This is a genomic window from Tatumella saanichensis (assembly GCF_000439375.1).
In the GTDB taxonomy this organism is placed as follows: domain Bacteria; phylum Pseudomonadota; class Gammaproteobacteria; order Enterobacterales; family Enterobacteriaceae; genus Tatumella; species Tatumella saanichensis.
Genome location: NZ_ATMI01000007.1, coordinates 1 through 16735, shown reverse-complemented (window position 1 = coordinate 16735; position 16735 = coordinate 1). Strand labels below are relative to the sequence as shown.

Here is a 16735-nt window from a genome sequence, read left to right as displayed (position 1 = left end):
CTAATTCGTTACCTGGTTAAACCGCGGAGGCCCCCGAGACGATCTCGGTAAGTTCCTGGGTGATGCTGGCCTGGCGGGCTTTGTTGTAAACCAACTGAAGCTCTTTGATAAGCTCGCCACCGTTGTCGGTTGCCGCTTTCATCGCCACCATACGTGCTGCCTGCTCGCTGGCCAGGTTCTCTACAACACCCTGATAAACCTGAGACTCGACGTAACGACGCAGCAGAGTATCCAGCAGCGCTTTCGGATCGGGTTCGTACAGGTAATCCCATGTTTTTGCCTTCAGCTCTTCATTCTCTTCTGATGCCGGTAAGGGTAACAGTTGAGTGAGTACCGGAGTCTGGGACATGGTGTTGTTAAATTTGTTGCTGACCACATACAGCTTGTCGATACGACCTTCATCGAACGCTTGCAGCATGACTTTTACCGGACCGATCAGATCAGACAGGGCAGGTTTATCACCTAAACCGCTGGCCTGGGCCACGATATTTGCCTTAGCAGCGCCGAAGAAAGACAGACCTTTTGAACCGATAATTGCCAGATCACTCTGAACGCCTTTATCGGACCATGCTTTCATATCTGCCAGCAATTTTTTGAACAGGTTAATGTTCAAACCACCACAAAGCCCGCGGTCGGTAGAAACGACCAGATAGCCGACGCGCTTAACGTCACGCTCTTCCAGGTAAGGGTGCTTGTATTCCAGATTGCCTAACGCTAAGTGACCAATCACTTTACGAATAGCATCTGCATACGGACGGCTGGCCGCCATGCGTTCCTGCGTTTTACGCATTTTGGAGGCGGCAACCATTTCCATCGCTTTGGTGATTTTCTGCGTATTTTTTACGCTTCCAATCTTACTACGTATTTCTTTTGCGCCGGCCATGAGCTTCTCCTCAAAGTCAGACGGCTTGCCATGTCAGGCAAGCCGCTAGACATTACCAGGACTGGGTTGCTTTGAACGAATCGAGCAGAGCTTTTAACTTCGCTTCGATTTCGCCATTGAAGTTACCCGCTTGGTTGATTTCCTGCATCAGTTCAGCGTGTTCGCGATCAGCGAACGCCAGCAGAGAGGACTCAAAGCTGAGGATCTTAGCGACCTCAACATCACTCAGGTAACCGCGTTCAACCGCAAACAGGACCAGGCCCTGCTGTGCAACAGACATCGGCGCGTACTGTTTCTGCTTCAGCAGTTCAGTTACTTTCTGGCCGTGGTCCAGTTGCTTACGGGTCACTTCATCAAGATCAGAGGCGAACTGAGAGAACGCTGCCAGTTCACGGTACTGTGCCAGAGCGGTACGAATACCCCCAGACAGTTTCTTGATGATTTTAGTCTGTGCTGCACCACCCACACGAGATACAGAGATCCCTGGGTTAACGGCAGGACGGATACCGGAGTTGAACAGGTTAGATTCCAGGAAGATCTGACCATCGGTAATCGAGATTACGTTAGTCGGAACGAACGCAGAAACGTCACCTGCCTGAGTTTCAATGATAGGCAGCGCTGTCAGAGAACCGGTTTTACCTTTCACTTCACCTTTGGTGAATGCTTCAACGTACTCAGCGTTTACGCGAGATGCACGCTCCAGCAGACGGGAGTGGAGGTAGAACACATCACCAGGGAATGCTTCACGGCCTGGCGGACGACGCAGCAGCAGTGAAATCTGACGGTAAGCAACAGCCTGCTTAGACAGGTCATCGTATACGATCAGTGCATCTTCACCACGGTCACGGAAGTACTCACCCATTGCACAACCGGCATATGGCGCCAGGTATTGCAGGGCAGCAGATTCAGAGGCAGAAGCCACCACAACAATGGTGTTTGCCAGAGCACCGTGCTCTTCCAGTTTGCGGACCACGTTAGAGATGGTAGAAGCTTTCTGACCAATCGCTACGTAGACACACTTGATACCAGAATCGCGCTGGTTGATGATCGCATCAATCGCCATTGCGGTTTTACCGGTCTGACGGTCACCGATAATCAGCTCACGCTGACCACGGCCCACTGGGATCATCGCATCAACCGCTTTGTAACCAGTCTGCAGAGGCTGGTCAACGGACTGACGATCGATAACACCCGGTGCGATAACTTCTACAGGAGAGAAGCCGTCGTTTTCAACTGGACCTTTACCGTCGATAGGCTCACCCAGGGTGTTAACAACACGACCCAGTAAACCACGACCAACTGGTACTTCCAGGATACGGCCAGTACATTTCACTTTCATGCCTTCGGCAAGATCCATGTATGGGCCCATAACGACAGCACCGACAGAGTCGCGCTCCAGGTTCAGTGCGATAGCGTAACGGTTACCCGGCAGGGCAATCATCTCACCCTGCATAACATCGGCCAGGCCGTTTACGCGGATGATACCGTCACTTACAGAAACAATAGTACCTTCATTGTGAGCTTCGCTCACGACATTGAACTGAGCAATGCGCTGCTTGATCAGTTCGCTGATTTCGGTGGAATTCAGTTGCATATGCTCCAGTCCCCTTAAGACTGCAAGTCGTCTGCCAGACGCTCAAGACGGCCGCGTACGCTACCGTCAATCACCATGTCACCCGCCTGGATGACTACGCCTGCAATGACAGACTTATCAATTTTGCAATTCAGCTTAACTTTGCGTGATAAACGTTTTTCCATCGCAGCACTGATTTTAGTCAGTTGCTCCTGGTTCAGTTCAGTGGCAGAAGTGACTTCTACCTCAGCGATCGCATCATGCGCGTCGCGTAACTGAATGAACTGTTCCAGCACAGCCGGAAGCGCTTTCAGACGTTTATATCCTGCCATTACCTTAATCAGGTTCTGACCGTTTTCATCCAGTTGATCACCACAGAGTGCAATAAATGCAGCAGCCGCCGTTTCCGGAGCCTGTGCACCTGAAAGGATCTGAGCTACCTGCTTATCGCGGGCAACGTCTGCGGTAAATGCCAGCATATTCTGCCAGCGATCAATACTTTGATGCTCAACAGCAAAGTCAAAAGCTGCTTTGGCGTAGGGGCGAGCTACAGTAGTAAATTCAGACATCGGCCCCTCCCTCCTTACAGTTCAGCGACCAGTTTATCAACGATGTCGCTATTAGCAGCTTCATCCACGGAACGCTCAATGATCTTCTCGGCACCCGCAACTGCCAGCAGCGCAACCTGCTTACGCAGATCTTCGCGTGCACGCTGACGCTCGGCGTCAACTTCGGAGTAACCCTGTGCAATGATCTTGTCACGTTCAGTTTCAGCTTCAGCCTTCGCTTCTTCCAGAATCTGTGTACGACGCTTATTGGCCTGCTCGATGATAGCCTGAGCACTTTCTTTGGCTTTTTTCAGCTCGTCGGACGCATTAGCCTGGGCGATATCCAGCTCTTTTTTAGCAAGCTCTGCAGAAGCGAGACTGTCAGCAACTTCTTTCTGACGTTTCTCGATAGCAGCCATAATCGGCGGCCATACATACTTCATACAAAACGCGACAAAGAGAATGAACGCGATGGCCTGGCCGAGGATTGTTGCATTAATATTCACAGCACAATGCCTCTAATTAAGTTAGCTTTTTCTGCCGTCATCACCGGAGAGATAAACGGCAGACTTCGTTTATTCGCCTAAGTTCGCCGAACAAACAACCGTATTACCAGGCATTACTAGGCGACAGCAAACATCACGTAGAGACCCAGACCTACAGCGATCATAGGGATTGCATCCACCAGACCCATAACAACAAAGAACTGTGTGCGCAGCAGAGGGATCAGGTCAGGCTGACGTGCAGCACCTTCCAAAAATTTACCCCCGAGGATGCCGATACCGATCGCAGCACCGATTGCCGCCAGGCCCATCATCACAGCGGCAGCCATGTACAGCAGATCCACACTCACGTTTTCCATGACAGTCTCCAGTTTGTTTCAATTAAATCAGTAGTGTTGAGATAAAAATATCAATGTTCTTCAGATGCCATCGAGAGATAGACAATCGTGAGGACCATGAAAATGAAAGCCTGTAACGAGATGATCAGGATGTGGAAAATGGCCCATGGCACATTCAGAACCCACTGTGACCACCACGGTAACAGTCCCGCAATCAGGATAAAGATCAGTTCACCCGCATACATGTTACCGAACAGTCGCAGACCCAGTGAAACAGGTTTGGACAGTAAGCTAACACCTTCAAGGATCAGGTTGATAGGGATGAAGATCGGGTGATTGAAAGGCTGTAAAGTCAGTTCTTTAGTAAAACCACCTACGCCTTTCATTTTGATGCTGTAGAACAGAATCAAAATAAATACGCCCAGCGCCATAGATAATGTCACGTTCACGTCAGCAGACGGCACAACACGCAATGCCGGCAGACCCAGGACATGCTCACCCAAGTAAGGGAGCAGATCGATAGGTAACAGATCCATGAGGTTCATTAAAAAGACCCAGACGAAAATCGTCAGTGCCAGCGGGGCGATAAGTTTGCTTTTGCCGTGATACATATCACGCACATTGCTATCGACGAAACCAACAACCAGTTCAATAGCCGCCTGCAGTTTCCCCGGCACACCGCTGGTGACGTGTTTTGCCACTTTGCGGAACAGTACCAGAAAGACCAGACCCAGTACGACAGAGAAAAACATGGAATCCAGGTTTAACGTCCAGAAAGTTGCCGGAGCGTCGTGCGCATTCACCAACTGGAAGGTACGTAAATCAAGCTGCAGGTGTTGCAGGTGATGACTTATGTATTCCTGTGGGGTTGAGATTTCTCCTGCGGCCATGATGCATCTTACCCTTTTTTGTTAATTACAATCGGTGCAATGATTTGCACCACCAGCACCGATAACCAGCTCAGTCCAAGAGGCAAAAACACCGCCCCGAACACACCCAACGCCACAACAAGCAATACGATGGTGGTAAGGACCTTAGAGACCTCACCAATGGCAAAACTCCAGGCAACACGCCCTTTAGCCGGTAGTTGCCCTTGCAGGCGCCAGGCCAGAAACGTAAACAGGACAGCCGGCAACCAGGCCGCTAGCCCCCCTGCCAGAGCAGAAGCTCCCCAGTGAATGCTTTTCAAAGCAAAGAAAAAACTGATGACCAGAACTGTCACCAGTTGAATAAGCAGCACTGTCCGCGCTAATCTCATACTGTAAAGAGACAGAGACATGACCGGCTTACTCTCCCTTACTTATGTTGGGTATATCGTGTGTTACACAAACCGCTGCTACCACTCCGAAGGAGTGAACAGCAAAAGCCGTGCAAATTATACGGGGCACTCCTACGATTTCAATCTGTAAGTAGTGAAAAGGTGAACAATTATTTAAAATTCTTTCTGAAAAGGAATTTTGGACAATAATCTTCCCCGAAAATCGCAGAATATTGGCATTTCTTCCCGTCCGACCATTGGTTTTTTCCCCCTGAGTTCGGCTTTTTCTCCAGCTCAAAAAAATCAGCGGTGAAAAAAAACGGATACCCTCACTATTGGTGATGTTACTACTGCTTTTATTATTTCATTTTATTATCATTTATTTTACATCCCTACCGTCGGCGTAAGGTGTATTTTTTCCGTGAGAATTAAAAAAAAAGAATAAATGATAAAAAATTACCGCTATTTTTATATTTCCCCAAACTCAAGCTGTCGGGGAATATGTCAAAAATAAGCGGTTATGCCAGCGGAATAGCGCCAAGGCGATAAACCAGCCCTTCTCCCCTTAGAGAAGCGTCCCCAGCCCGGGAACCGAAGTAATGTTAGTACTTACTTTCATTTTACAGAGGCAGAATAACATTTTCCGTCTAGCGGGAAAACCGGTCAGTCACATGCATTCTGACGCAGCACCACCAAATGGCGCTCCCCTTCCAACTCCGGCACCTGCAGCGCAATCACTGACTCGAGAGACAGATTTTCCGGCAATGACGCCAATTCATCTTCAGGCACTTGACCTTTCAGTGCATAAAAACGGCCTTCACCGGCAGCCGGCAAATGGTGACACCAACTGACCATATCTTGGAGTGAGGCGAATGCACGACTGATCACGCCGTCGAACGGAGCACCGTCGCTGAACGTTTCAACACGGCTTTGCACTGGCGTAATATTGTCCAGTTTCAGTTCATGCTGAACTTGGCGTAAAAAACGTACCCGCTTGCCTAGGCTGTCCAGCAGAGTGAAATGCGCATCGGGGCAGACAATCGATAACGGAATGCCAGGTAATCCCGGTCCAGTGCCGACATCAATAAACTTTTGGCCTTGCAGATACGGAGCAACCACAATGCTGTCCATGATATGACGGATCAACATCTGCTGAGGGTCACGGACAGAGGTCAGATTGTAGGCTTTATTCCATTTATCCAGCATTCCCACATAGCTGACCAACTGATGTTTTTGCTGATCGGAGAGCGAAATACCGGCACGGTTAAGCAGGACGGACAATGTATTAATCACGAAAAAATCCCAGTCGGGGGGAATCCCTATGGTTTCCCCTTTAGTGATAGCAAACTCAGGCGCTTTTACGCAGCAGACCTTGTTTTTTTAGATAGATAAGCAGGATTGAAATTGCTGCTGGGGTAACTCCGGAAATCCGAGATGCCTGACCGATAGACGACGGCTTATGGTCGTTCAGCTTAGCGATCACTTCATTTGAGAGGCCGCTGACGTTGCGGTAATCAATATCTGCCGGTAACAAGGTATTCTCATTACGCTGATGGCGTTCAATCTCTTCACGCTGACGGGCAATATAGCCTTCGTATTTCACCTGGACTTCTACTTGATCGGCAGCAGAAGGATCTTCTAGCGCTGGACCAAAGCCTGGCAAGGTCATAAGTTTTGCGTAAGTCAATTCAGGACGACGTAGCAGATCTTCACCGCTGGCTTCTTTGGTGAGGTCAGCATTCAATTCGGCGTTGATGGCCGCCACGTGTTCTGATTTTGGATGGACCCAGATATCCTGCAAACGTTGACGCTCACGCTCCACCGATTCCAACTTACGATTAAAGTGTGCCCAACGCTCATCATCCACCAGTCCCATCTCACGACCGATAGCGGTAAGACGTAAATCCGCGTTATCTTCACGCAGCATCAGTCGGTATTCAGCACGGGAGGTGAACATGCGGTACGGCTCTTTTGTCCCGAGCGTACAGAGGTCGTCCACCAGCACACCGAGATAGGAGTTATCACGGCGTGGGATCCACGCGTCTTTTTCACTCGCCATACGCCCAGCATTCAGGCCGGCTAACATCCCCTGGGCAGCGGCTTCTTCGTAGCCCGTGGTTCCGTTGATCTGGCCTGCAAAGAACAGACCACGGATATGTTTGCTTTCAAGGCTCGGTTTCAGATCCCGAGGATCAAAGAAATCATATTCAATGGCATAACCCGGACGGATAATTTTCGCGTTTTCGAGTCCCTGCATCGAGCGGACGATCTGCATCTGCACATCAAACGGCAGACTGGTAGAGATCCCGTTCGGATAAATTTCATTACTGGTCAGTCCTTCCGGTTCGAGGAAGATCTGATGAGCATTACGATCCGCAAAACGCATCACCTTATCTTCGATCGATGGACAATAGCGTGGACCGATCCCTTCGATCACACCGGCATACATCGGGCTACGATCCAAGTTATTACGGATCACCTCATGAGTGTTCTCATTGGTGTAGGTCATGTAACAGGCCATCTGTGCCGGATGATCACTCGCTTTACCCATAAACGAGAAGACCGGTGCTGGGTTGTCACCGTGTTGCGGTGTCAGCACAGAGAAATCGATGGTTCTGGCATCAATACGCGGCGGTGTACCCGTTTTTAGGCGATTGACACGTAACGGTAATTCACGCAAACGACGGGCCAAGGGTACAGAAGGGGGATCGCCAGCTCGGCCACCGCTGTAGTTATCCATACCAATATGGATTTTACCGTCCAGGAAAGTCCCGACGGTTAACACTACTGCTTTCGCTCGGAACTTCAATCCCATTTGGGTGACAGCACCGACCACTTGATCGTTTTCAACAATCAAATCATCCACGGCTTGTTGAAAGATCATCAGGTTCGGCTGGTTTTCTAGCGCCGTACGCACAGCTTGGCGGTAAAGCACACGGTCTGCCTGTGCTCGAGTCGCCCTTACTGCCGGACCTTTACTGCTGTTTAATATTCTAAACTGAATGCCGGCTTTATCGATAGCTTGAGCCATCAGACCGCCCATGGCATCGACTTCTTTCACCAGATGTCCCTTACCGATCCCGCCGATCGCCGGGTTACAAGACATTTGTCCCAGTGTATCGATATTGTGGGTCAGTAGCAGGGTTTGCTGACCCATACGGGCAGCAGCCATTGCCGCTTCGGTCCCCGCATGACCGCCACCAATGATGATGACGTCAAAAGGATCTGGATAAAACATGAAGTGATACCTCGGTAGATTAACGATTGGGGGTGTAACCCGGAGAAGGATTCTACTTAAATTCCCTGACCGGTGAAAGTGGCAGGATCATTAGGGTTTAAAAGAAAGATCTTTATTTTATGTATGATCTTTCTGTTAGATCTCTTATTAGGATCGAGCCTTTCTGTGGATAAGGGATATTTCGTCTTATTAAACATCTAGATAGAAAGGATCGTTTGTTGTGAATGATCGGTGATCCTGCCACGTATAAGCTGAGATCAAAAAGGGTACTTATGCACAGGACAAAAAAGCATCAAGGGTTATTCATTGGATAACTACCACTTATTCGCATGTTTAAGGGGTAGTTATACACAGATCCACGGAAAAGAAAGATCGTAAAACAGGACTATTCACTGCGGATCAACTGAAATAAGCGATCAATGACCGGTATAAAAGGATCTCAAATCAGGGTGATCCACTGGCGGAACCATTCAGTGGCCGGATCCTCAGGCACATCGTGGACCAAAACATCAATTTCTAGACGGTCGCCGATCCTTTTAGCTCCTAACGCTGCTAGCTGTTGATCCAAAGTGCGGATCGCACCACAGAACAGATCATATTCGTGGTTACCCAGCCCAATAGCACCGTAGCGAACCTCTGAAAGATCCGGTTTTTCAGCGGCCAGGGTTTCACTGAAAGCTAAAAGGTTATCAGGGATCTCACCGGCACCGTGGGTAGAACTGACCAGCAGCCAGATACCCTGTGGAGTCACTTCAGTGTATTCCGGTCCGTGCAGGACTTCTGCAGATAAACCGTTTTCTTCTGATATCTCAGCCAGATCTTCAGCGACATACTCAGCACTGCCGAGGGTACTGCCGGTGATAAAGGTAATATCCGCCATTATTCTTCCTTCGATTAAAGGCAAGCATTGTACGCTGTGATCAAGCAGTGATCCACCTGTGGACAACAGGGTTATTCATTTTTCTTTTACGACAGGATTACCGTGGTTAAAGGCGTGACGGTAGGAATAAGGTTATCCACAATGCCCTGAAGGATCAGGGCGTGATAGTGCGCATTATCGGGTTCTGTAGGGAGATCAGTGTTTCGGTGGACTGTATTTCATCGATGGTTTGTATCTTATTGATCAGCACCAGTTGCAGCGCATCAATCGATCGACACATCACTTTAATGAAAATACTGTAATGACCGGTGGTATACCAAGCTTCGACGACTTCTTCCAAGGCCTCCAGTTTGCTCAACGCTGCGGGGTAATCACGGGCGCTTTTCAAAATAATGCCGATAAAACAACAGACATCAAAGCCGAGCTTTTTGGGATCAACCTCTATGCGGGTCCCGAGAATAATTCCTGCTTGGCGCATTTTCTCTACCCTGACGTGGATAGTTCCGGCACTGACGGCGAACTGTTTGGCCAGTTCGGCATAAGAGGTGCGGGCATTACTGAGTAATGCATTGAGGATATCGCGGTCGAGTTGATCAAGTTGTAAGGTATCAGCCATATTTTTTCCTTTCTGCTGACTCAAGCCATACTGTGACAGTAATCCCGCAGCCTATGGCTGGCAAGACAGCTTGTACAGTTATTGAAGGAGTTTCCTGACGGTCACTTTCGAAAGCGTTGCAACAAGCGACTGCGTAGCCGGGTATCAAATTTCCATATATGGTCGAAGATTTTCAAGATCGCCGGTTTACCGTGCTGAGAGAGGGTGACGGCATGGTAACGTTGTCCACTCTTCTGGCGCAGTTGTTCGATACGGCGGATAAGCTCGACGGGCAGACGCTGGGCGATGAAGTCAGAGATAATGACGGCATCCGCTTCATGCCAAGCGGGGCCTTCCAGCAGGTTACAGACTTCATTCATACAGTATGCCAAGTCGGTACCGCCACGAAAGCGCTGACTTAAAAAGCGGGTTGCCTGCTGTAGACCGTTATCAGCGGTCAGTTCATAGCGGATCACCTCACTGGCAAACAGCATGATATAGCAGCGCCGCTGCTCCTGCAGGGCAATTCTAAATAGCGCCAGACAGAACGCTTTTGCACAACGTTCATTGAAGCCGCCCATCGATCCTGACGTGTCGACACAGACAATAAACGGACCTTTAGGTTGAGGATCCTGGTGCTTTTCGCTGACCGGACGTGGGCGGTACTCATCATGTAGCGATCCTCCGGCTAACTGATAGGTAAGCAGCCGCTTCTCCACCAGCCGCCGGTAAAACTCTAGCTCGGTCTCTGACAGGCTAAGGGCTGCCAGTTCCGATGGCAATAACCGTAGTATATCGTCACTCTGGTGAATGCCACTGACTTCTTCCGGCGCGCTGTCTGGCTGACGGACCTGTATCTTCTGTATGCCTGGCGGCGCATTGTCTGTGGGTTGAGATTTTGACTCACGGCTGCGCCCCAGTTGTGCCGCCAAGGCTGTCAGTGCGGGGGTATGTTGTAGGAACTCACTGTACTCTTTAATCAACGCAGCATCGCCCTTTTGTAACGGTGCCCGTCCCATATCCCATAGCGTTCCGGCGGCAGACTCCTCATCTTCTCTGAGTAACGGGGACAACTGATCACTGAGAGTAATGCGTTGCTGTAATTCAGCGATCAGTTTTTCCCGCTGCTGTTCGAGGATGCTCTCATTCAGGGTCAAACTCTGCAGGGTGAGGCTGAGTTTCCAGCGTTGAAAGAACAGGCAGTGTTGGGCCGTTGTCAGTATTTCATCTTCTACCTGTGAGGCCAGTTGCTGAGCATCCGGCGCGAAGGGAGAGTCTAGCTCATCCAGTGTGCTCAAGGTCTCATTGAGTCCAAGGCTAAACTGATACAGGCTCAAGTTTTGCTGCTGGCGATAAAGATCAAATTCGCGGCGAAGGCTGCCTGGGACAGACGTATTACGCTGTTGCTGGTAAATGGCTTCACGAATATTCGGCAGGTCGCGTAGCAGTGCCTGTTTTAAGGCGGGGCTTCTTTCAAGAAACATGACCAGCTGTGGGGCCGCTAACAGGGTGCTCAGAAATTCGCTGACCGAATCATAATTATCAAAGGTAAGCAGACTGAGCAGCGTGTCAACCGACATCATGGTAGGGCCTGTTCAATCTGATCAGCCACTTCCTGCAGGCTATTTTCGATCAACGCTAGCCACTCCGGATCAATAAATAGGCACTGCTGATGCTGACGGAATAACTGACGTTGGGTTTGTAACTGCTCATGCAGATCGTGCAGTTCGCTGATAATTTCCGGTGGGATCTCATCGTCCTGAGCGGTATCGAGGGTACTGAGACGTGAGGACTGCAGGCTGATATCTCGCAGCGCCAAGCAGTCCTGTTCATCTATATGCAGATCCAGCGATTGAGCAAAGCCGATACCGTTGAGTTGGCCTTTGATCTCACCGCCTTTCTGTAACCATTGGCTCAGTGCTTCAGCGTGTAGCGTCAGGTACGTCACTTTGTGGTCATGCAGAGTCAGCGGCTGTTGCAGCATCAGGGTTAATGTCCCTTGGTTATCGCTAGCTGGTAACTGATAGTGGGGCTTACGGCTGAACAAGGTGTTCTGCTTCTCAAGACGGAAGGCGTGATCCCGGTGACGCTGCTGTTGTAAGGTCATCTGGTGGCTCTGAAGCTGGCGCAGTTTTAGCTGCAGCGATTGCTGCTGCCAGCCATGACCGGTCATCAGTTCCCTTATCTCCCGCTCCACCTGTTCACGGGTACTGTGGTCATGCCACAAGCAGTCTTTGAGTAGGATAAGGTCAATAGGGGCTATTGCCTGGCGGCCACTGAAGAACGCGCTGGCCTGTAAGAGATGTACTGCCTTTTTCCAGCGGCGGTCTGAGACATAAGGGGCTTCTGGTTGGTTTTCCAGTTGGCGGCGTAACCGGAAAATCAGTTCAAACACATTATCTGGTAAGCTGACTTTGATAATTTCTCGTTGCCATTGTTGATATTCATCATGGCTGATACGCAGTGACTCTTCAGCAGGCGTAAAGGTTGCCTCCCGTGCCGGGGTCAGCATATTGCGGAAATTCTGCTTATTGGTGACATTATCAATACATAAACGGATCAGCATCCGGTCATACAGGGCAGTCAGTCCACTATCAGCTTCTGGCAGTTCATTGGACGCTGCAATCAACAGGCGCATCGGAATAGGCGATTCGTTATCACCGTTACGGAAACGGCGTTCATTGATGGCAGTCAGCAAGGTGTTCAGGATAGCCGGACCAGCCTTCCATATCTCATCGAGGAAAACGATTTCCGCCTCGGGTAGATAACCTTTGGTTAGCCGCTGGTAGCGACCTTCATCTTTCAGGGCTTGGATAGAGAGCGGGCCGAAGACTTCCTCTGGGGTAGAAAAACGTGTCATCAGGTACTCAAAAGCACTGGCATCACGAAAGGCATATTTCAAGCGCCGAGCAATCAGGCTTTTGGCAATCCCCGGCGGTCCCATTAAAAAAACACTCTCCCCAGCCAACGCTGCTAGCAGACAGAGGCGGATCACATGGTGCCTTTCATACAGGCCTTTCTCCAGCATGTCACTGAGACGGGTAATTCTGTCAGCTAAAAGAGGTGTCAGTGCCATAATATTATTGGTGTCCTTTTTATTCTATCCGTATCACTCTGCGGTCAGTGTAACGGCATAGTCCGTAAATACGGAAAACTGGCTGCTATTTTCTCTGAGATTAACGCTACAGTGTAGGGTTCTCTGCGCTGTTATTGATGAATTTTAATGGTCTTTTATTGGTCTCCGGGTAGGTTTTTTGAGGAATAAGTGCATACTGTGGCCCCCACTGTCTTTAGCGACACTCTTTTTATGGGATTGGTTAACTACAAGATAAAATGATATGAGCTCAAATAACAAACAATCGACCAGCGCATTGACGCTAGCAGCTATCGGTGTGGTTTATGGAGATATCGGAACCAGCCCACTGTATACCTTGCGAGAGTGCCTTTCGGGGCAATTTGGTTTTGGCATCGAGCAGGAGTCCGTATTTGGTTTTCTGTCATTAATTTTCTGGTTATTGATCCTGGTCGTCTCCCTGAAATACATCAGCTACGTTATGCGGGCTGATAACGCCGGCGAAGGGGGGATACTGACCCTTATGTCGTTAGCGGGGCGCAATACCGGTGCCAGGGCCACCGCAGTACTACTGATCCTCGGACTGGTAGGTGGCAGCTTCTTTTACGGCGAAGTGGTGATCACCCCTGCGATGTCGGTGATGTCAGCGATGGAAGGGCTGGAGATTGCAGCACCGTCATTGGACCGCTATATCATCCCCCTGTCGATTGCTGTGCTGACTCTGCTGTTTATGATCCAGAAACACGGCACTGGGCTGGTGGGTAAGCTGTTTGCCCCGATAATGCTGGCTTGGTTTGTGGTACTGGGAGTTCTTGGGGTGAGCGGTATCCTTAAAAACCCAGCAGTCTTGCAGGCGCTGAACCCTTGGCATGCTATTGAGTTCTTTATTCATTATAAAACCGTGTCGTTCTTTGCGTTAGGGGCGGTGGTACTGGCAATTACCGGGGTAGAAGCACTGTATGCGGATATGGGCCATTTCGGCAAACTGCCGATCCGCATAGCTTGGTTTACCGTAGTACTGCCTTCGCTGGTGCTTAACTATTTTGGCCAAGGGGCTCTGTTACTCACTGACCCACAGGCCATTAAAAACCCCTTCTTCCTGCTGGCACCGGACTGGGCATTAATCCCGATGCTCATCCTGGCCACTTTGGCGACGGTCATTGCCTCTCAGGCTGTTATTTCCGGTGTCTTTTCTTTGACTCGACAGGCAGTACGTCTCGGATATTTACCGCCGATCCGTATTATCCATACCTCAGAGAATGAGTCTGGGCAGATTTATATTCCGGTGATTAACTGGCTGCTGTACGCTGCCGTGCTAATAGTAATCGTCAGTTTCAAACATTCCAGTAACCTAGCGGCAGCCTATGGGATTGCCGTAACCGGTACCATGATACTGACGACGATCCTCTCCTGTACGGTGGCTAGACAGAACTGGCACTGGAATACCCTGCTGGTGGGACTGATTTTTGTGGTGCTGCTGTGTATTGATGTACCACTGTTCAGTGCTAACTTAGTGAAAATTCTTTCTGGTGGCTGGCTGCCACTGTGTCTGGCGCTGGTGATGTTTATCATTATGACCACTTGGAAGAGTGAGCGCTTCCGGGTGCTGCGACGAATGCATGAACATGGTAATTCCCTGGAAGCCATGATCGCCTCTCTGGAGAAGAACCCACCAGTCAGAGTAACAGGGACCGCGGTGTTTATGTCGCGGGTGCTGAATGTGATCCCCTTCGCGATGCTGCATAACCTTAAGCACAATAAAGTGTTGCATGAACGGGTGGTATTACTGACCCTGCGCACCGAAGATGTGCCTTATGTACATAATGTTCGTCGTGTCACCATTGAGCAGCTCTCACCGACCTTCTGGCGGGTGGTTGCCAGCTATGGCTGGCGGGAAACGCCGAATGTCGAGGAGATCTTCCACCGTTGTGGGCTAGAAGGGCTGAACTGTCGGATGATGGATACGTCTTTCTTTATGTCGAGAGAATCACTGATCCTTGGCAAGCGCCCGTGGTATCTCCGTTTACGTGGAAAACTGTTTATGGCCTTACAGCGCAATGCTCAGCGTGCGCCGGACCAGTTTGAAATTCCACCCAACCGTGTGATCGAATTAGGTACTCAAGTCGAGTTCTAATAGAGAAGGGGGCAGTAGCCCCCTTCTTCTTTCTATTCTTTCTACCCGTTATCCTTTCTTCGGCGCAGGTTTAATCAGTTTTTTTCCATCGCTGATGTGTAATAACAGAAAAATCACGGCAGACAGCAGTGTTATTATTCCCATACTCAGAAACGTCATATGGAAATCACTGAGGGGAGTTACCGTGAAGTTCTGCCACAGCCGTAACACTGCCGCACTGACTGCGACACCAAAGCTAATGGCAAGCTGCTGAGTGACTGCCAGGACACTGTTGCCGGCACTGGCATTGTCATCGGTTAAGTCACCAAGGGTGAGGGTATTCATAGCGGTAAACTGCATCGACATACACATTCCCATGATAAATAAGGGGACCAGCAGCAGAATAAAGGGTAGAGACGGGGTCTGTAAGGCAAAACTGGCGACAAATAGGCCGATCAGTAACGTCACGCCCACCAAGGTCCGTCGGTAACCACACTGACGCAGGACACGGGTCACAAGGGATTTAGCCAGAATGGATCCGATGGCGGTGGGCACCATAATGCAGCCAGCCAGCAGTGCCGAATAGCCGAATCCTACCTGTAGCATTAGTGGCATAAGAAAAGGGACTGAGCCGGTTCCCAAACGGGTAGCAATATTCCCAGCTATCCCTATAGAGAAAGTATGGGTCTTGAACATCGGTAGACCGATTAATGGCGCACGGTGATGGTGGGCATGCTTTATATAGATAAGCAGTAACACTATACCGCCTACCAGTGCCACCGATGCGAGCCAAGCAGAGACCAATTGTTCACCGAGTAATTCTATTCCCACCGAGATCAGCACCAGTCCAAGACCGAACAAGAGAAAGCCGAAGAAATCGAAGCTGTGTTTCGGGGTGGTGAAGTCCGGCATATATTTACGGGCGAAAAAGATGCCGGTCAGGGCGATAGGGATATTAATCAGGAAAATCCAGTGCCACGAGGCATAGGTCACCATCACTCCCCCTAAAACTGGACCTAGAACCGGGCCGACCAAGCCGGGCATGGTTACAAAGTTGAGCACCGGTAACAGTTCGCTGCGTGGATAGGCGCGTAATAATGCCAATCTCGCGACGGGCATCATCATGGCACCGCCGATACCTTGAATAATTCGTGAGATAACTAGCGCCGATAGGCTTCCTGATAGCGCGCAGAATAATGAACCGAGGGCAAAGAGTGTGACAGCTGCGATAAAGACCCTGCGCGTGCCAAAACGGTCTGCTAGCCAGCCGCTGACCGGGATCAGCATGGCAACGGTTAAGGTATAGCTAATCACTGCTGACTGCATGGCGACTGGCGGCCGGTCAAGGCTCTGTGCAATGGCGGGCAGTGCGGTATTCAGTATGGTGGCATCCAGAGCTTGCATAAAAAACGCCATTGCCGCAATCCAGGGCAGACCGGACATACTCCGTGCAGAACGAACCATGAAATATCCTTCTCTATTATCTTTTGGAACGATGAAATACAAAGGCGTTACTGGGGAACATCAGTAATGACAGAAAAAACGCGATAAATCTGGGAAAAAAACCGCAGTTTTTGGCTGTTTTTCAGACAGAAAAGCGCGCTGATGGCTAAAGTGGATAAAAAAGCAACGGTTGGAAATTAATTTCAAATAAACCCTTGTCAGAAAAAATTAACTCCCTATAATGCGCTCCCACTGACACGGCAAAGCGCGATGCGCAGCGGCGTGACAGG

General features: G+C 49.9%; 15 protein-coding genes. 1 reads left to right on the top strand and 14 read right to left on the bottom strand.

The genetic code is table 11. The annotated features are described in order from the left end of the window. Nucleotides 1-16: 16 nt before the first annotated feature. The 13 genes from atpG to ravA all read right to left on the bottom strand — a co-directional run bounded on the left by atpG (nucleotide 17) and on the right by ravA (nucleotide 12892). Nucleotides 17-883: a F0F1 ATP synthase subunit gamma gene (atpG, locus tag DW47_RS0104300; RefSeq protein ID WP_029685131.1), complete on the bottom strand. Its 867-nt coding sequence runs from the start codon at nucleotides 881-883 to the stop codon at nucleotides 17-19. Between the two features lie 52 nt (nucleotides 884-935). After that, complete coding sequence (gene atpA, locus DW47_RS0104295) at nucleotides 936-2477, bottom strand: F0F1 ATP synthase subunit alpha (protein WP_029685130.1); 1542 nt, start codon at nucleotides 2475-2477, stop codon at nucleotides 936-938. Between the two features lie 14 nt (nucleotides 2478-2491). Further along, nucleotides 2492-3025 (bottom strand): F0F1 ATP synthase subunit delta, encoded by a 534-nt coding sequence (gene atpH, locus DW47_RS0104290; protein ID WP_029685129.1) that lies wholly within the window; start codon nucleotides 3023-3025, stop codon nucleotides 2492-2494. 14 nt (nucleotides 3026-3039) lie between these two features. Next, entirely contained in the window at nucleotides 3040-3510 is a 471-nt protein-coding gene (atpF, locus tag DW47_RS0104285; RefSeq protein WP_029685128.1) for a F0F1 ATP synthase subunit B, read from the bottom strand. 116 nt (nucleotides 3511-3626) lie between these two features. Continuing rightward, complete coding sequence (atpE, locus tag DW47_RS0104280) at nucleotides 3627-3866, bottom strand: F0F1 ATP synthase subunit C (protein ID WP_025901630.1); 240 nt, start codon at nucleotides 3864-3866, stop codon at nucleotides 3627-3629. Between the two features lie 50 nt (nucleotides 3867-3916). Continuing rightward, the gene (gene atpB / locus DW47_RS0104275; RefSeq protein WP_029685126.1) at nucleotides 3917-4735 is read right to left on the bottom strand and encodes a F0F1 ATP synthase subunit A; all 819 of its coding nucleotides are present in this window, start codon (nucleotides 4733-4735) and stop codon (nucleotides 3917-3919) included. An 8-nt stretch (nucleotides 4736-4743) separates the two neighbouring features. Beyond that, nucleotides 4744-5124 (bottom strand): F0F1 ATP synthase subunit I, encoded by a 381-nt coding sequence (atpI, locus tag DW47_RS0104270; protein ID WP_029685124.1) that lies wholly within the window; start codon nucleotides 5122-5124, stop codon nucleotides 4744-4746. Between the two features lie 642 nt (nucleotides 5125-5766). Beyond that, nucleotides 5767-6396: a 16S rRNA (guanine(527)-N(7))-methyltransferase RsmG gene (gene rsmG, locus DW47_RS0104265; protein ID WP_029685123.1), complete on the bottom strand. Its 630-nt coding sequence runs from the start codon at nucleotides 6394-6396 to the stop codon at nucleotides 5767-5769. Between the two features lie 55 nt (nucleotides 6397-6451). Continuing rightward, entirely contained in the window at nucleotides 6452-8341 is a 1890-nt protein-coding gene (mnmG, locus tag DW47_RS0104260; protein WP_029685122.1) for a tRNA uridine-5-carboxymethylaminomethyl(34) synthesis enzyme MnmG, read from the bottom strand. A 439-nt stretch (nucleotides 8342-8780) separates the two neighbouring features. Then, nucleotides 8781-9221 (bottom strand): FMN-binding protein MioC, encoded by a 441-nt coding sequence (mioC, locus tag DW47_RS0104255; RefSeq protein WP_029685121.1) that lies wholly within the window; start codon nucleotides 9219-9221, stop codon nucleotides 8781-8783. 154 nt (nucleotides 9222-9375) lie between these two features. Beyond that, nucleotides 9376-9837, bottom strand: a complete 462-nt coding sequence (asnC, locus tag DW47_RS0104250) for a transcriptional regulator AsnC (protein WP_029685119.1) — start codon at nucleotides 9835-9837, stop codon at nucleotides 9376-9378. Nucleotides 9838-9938: 101 nt separating this feature from the next. Next, nucleotides 9939-11399: an ATPase RavA stimulator ViaA gene (gene viaA, locus DW47_RS0104245; RefSeq protein WP_029685118.1), complete on the bottom strand. Its 1461-nt coding sequence runs from the start codon at nucleotides 11397-11399 to the stop codon at nucleotides 9939-9941. After that, entirely contained in the window at nucleotides 11396-12892 is a 1497-nt protein-coding gene (gene ravA, locus DW47_RS0104240) for an ATPase RavA (RefSeq protein ID WP_029685116.1), read from the bottom strand. Before ravA ends, viaA begins: the two co-directional genes overlap by 4 nt. A 262-nt stretch (nucleotides 12893-13154) precedes the next feature. Between ravA and kup the strand changes: the two genes are divergently transcribed. Continuing rightward, entirely contained in the window at nucleotides 13155-15023 is a 1869-nt protein-coding gene (gene kup / locus DW47_RS0104235) for a low affinity potassium transporter Kup (RefSeq protein ID WP_029685115.1), read from the top strand. Between the two features lie 48 nt (nucleotides 15024-15071). On the opposite strand, the gene DW47_RS0104230 is transcribed toward kup, so the two are convergent. Further along, nucleotides 15072-16466, bottom strand: a complete 1395-nt coding sequence (locus DW47_RS0104230) for a DHA2 family efflux MFS transporter permease subunit (protein WP_029685113.1) — start codon at nucleotides 16464-16466, stop codon at nucleotides 15072-15074. Nucleotides 16467-16735: the final 269 nt, after the last annotated feature.

Excerpts from the sequence above, each read along its gene's own strand:
- atpG (WP_029685131.1), bottom strand. The coding sequence starts at position 883 with ATGGCCGGCGCAAAAGAAATACGTAGTAAGATTGGAAGCGTAAAAAAT.
- atpA (WP_029685130.1), bottom strand. The coding sequence starts at position 2,477 with ATGCAACTGAATTCCACCGAAATCAGCGAACTGATCAAGCAGCGCATT.
- atpH (WP_029685129.1), bottom strand. The coding sequence starts at position 3,025 with ATGTCTGAATTTACTACTGTAGCTCGCCCCTACGCCAAAGCAGCTTTT.
- atpE (WP_025901630.1), bottom strand. The coding sequence starts at position 3,866 with ATGGAAAACGTGAGTGTGGATCTGCTGTACATGGCTGCCGCTGTGATG.
- atpB (WP_029685126.1), bottom strand. The coding sequence starts at position 4,735 with ATGGCCGCAGGAGAAATCTCAACCCCACAGGAATACATAAGTCATCAC.
- atpI (WP_029685124.1), bottom strand. The coding sequence starts at position 5,124 with ATGTCTCTGTCTCTTTACAGTATGAGATTAGCGCGGACAGTGCTGCTT.
- mnmG (WP_029685122.1), bottom strand. The coding sequence starts at position 8,341 with ATGTTTTATCCAGATCCTTTTGACGTCATCATCATTGGTGGCGGTCAT.
- mioC (WP_029685121.1), bottom strand. The coding sequence starts at position 9,221 with ATGGCGGATATTACCTTTATCACCGGCAGTACCCTCGGCAGTGCTGAG.
- asnC (WP_029685119.1), bottom strand. The coding sequence starts at position 9,837 with ATGGCTGATACCTTACAACTTGATCAACTCGACCGCGATATCCTCAAT.
- viaA (WP_029685118.1), bottom strand. The coding sequence starts at position 11,399 with ATGATGTCGGTTGACACGCTGCTCAGTCTGCTTACCTTTGATAATTAT.
- ravA (WP_029685116.1), bottom strand. The coding sequence starts at position 12,892 with ATGGCACTGACACCTCTTTTAGCTGACAGAATTACCCGTCTCAGTGAC.
- kup (WP_029685115.1), top strand. The coding sequence starts at position 13,155 with ATGAGCTCAAATAACAAACAATCGACCAGCGCATTGACGCTAGCAGCT.
- DW47_RS0104230 (WP_029685113.1), bottom strand. The coding sequence starts at position 16,466 with ATGGTTCGTTCTGCACGGAGTATGTCCGGTCTGCCCTGGATTGCGGCA.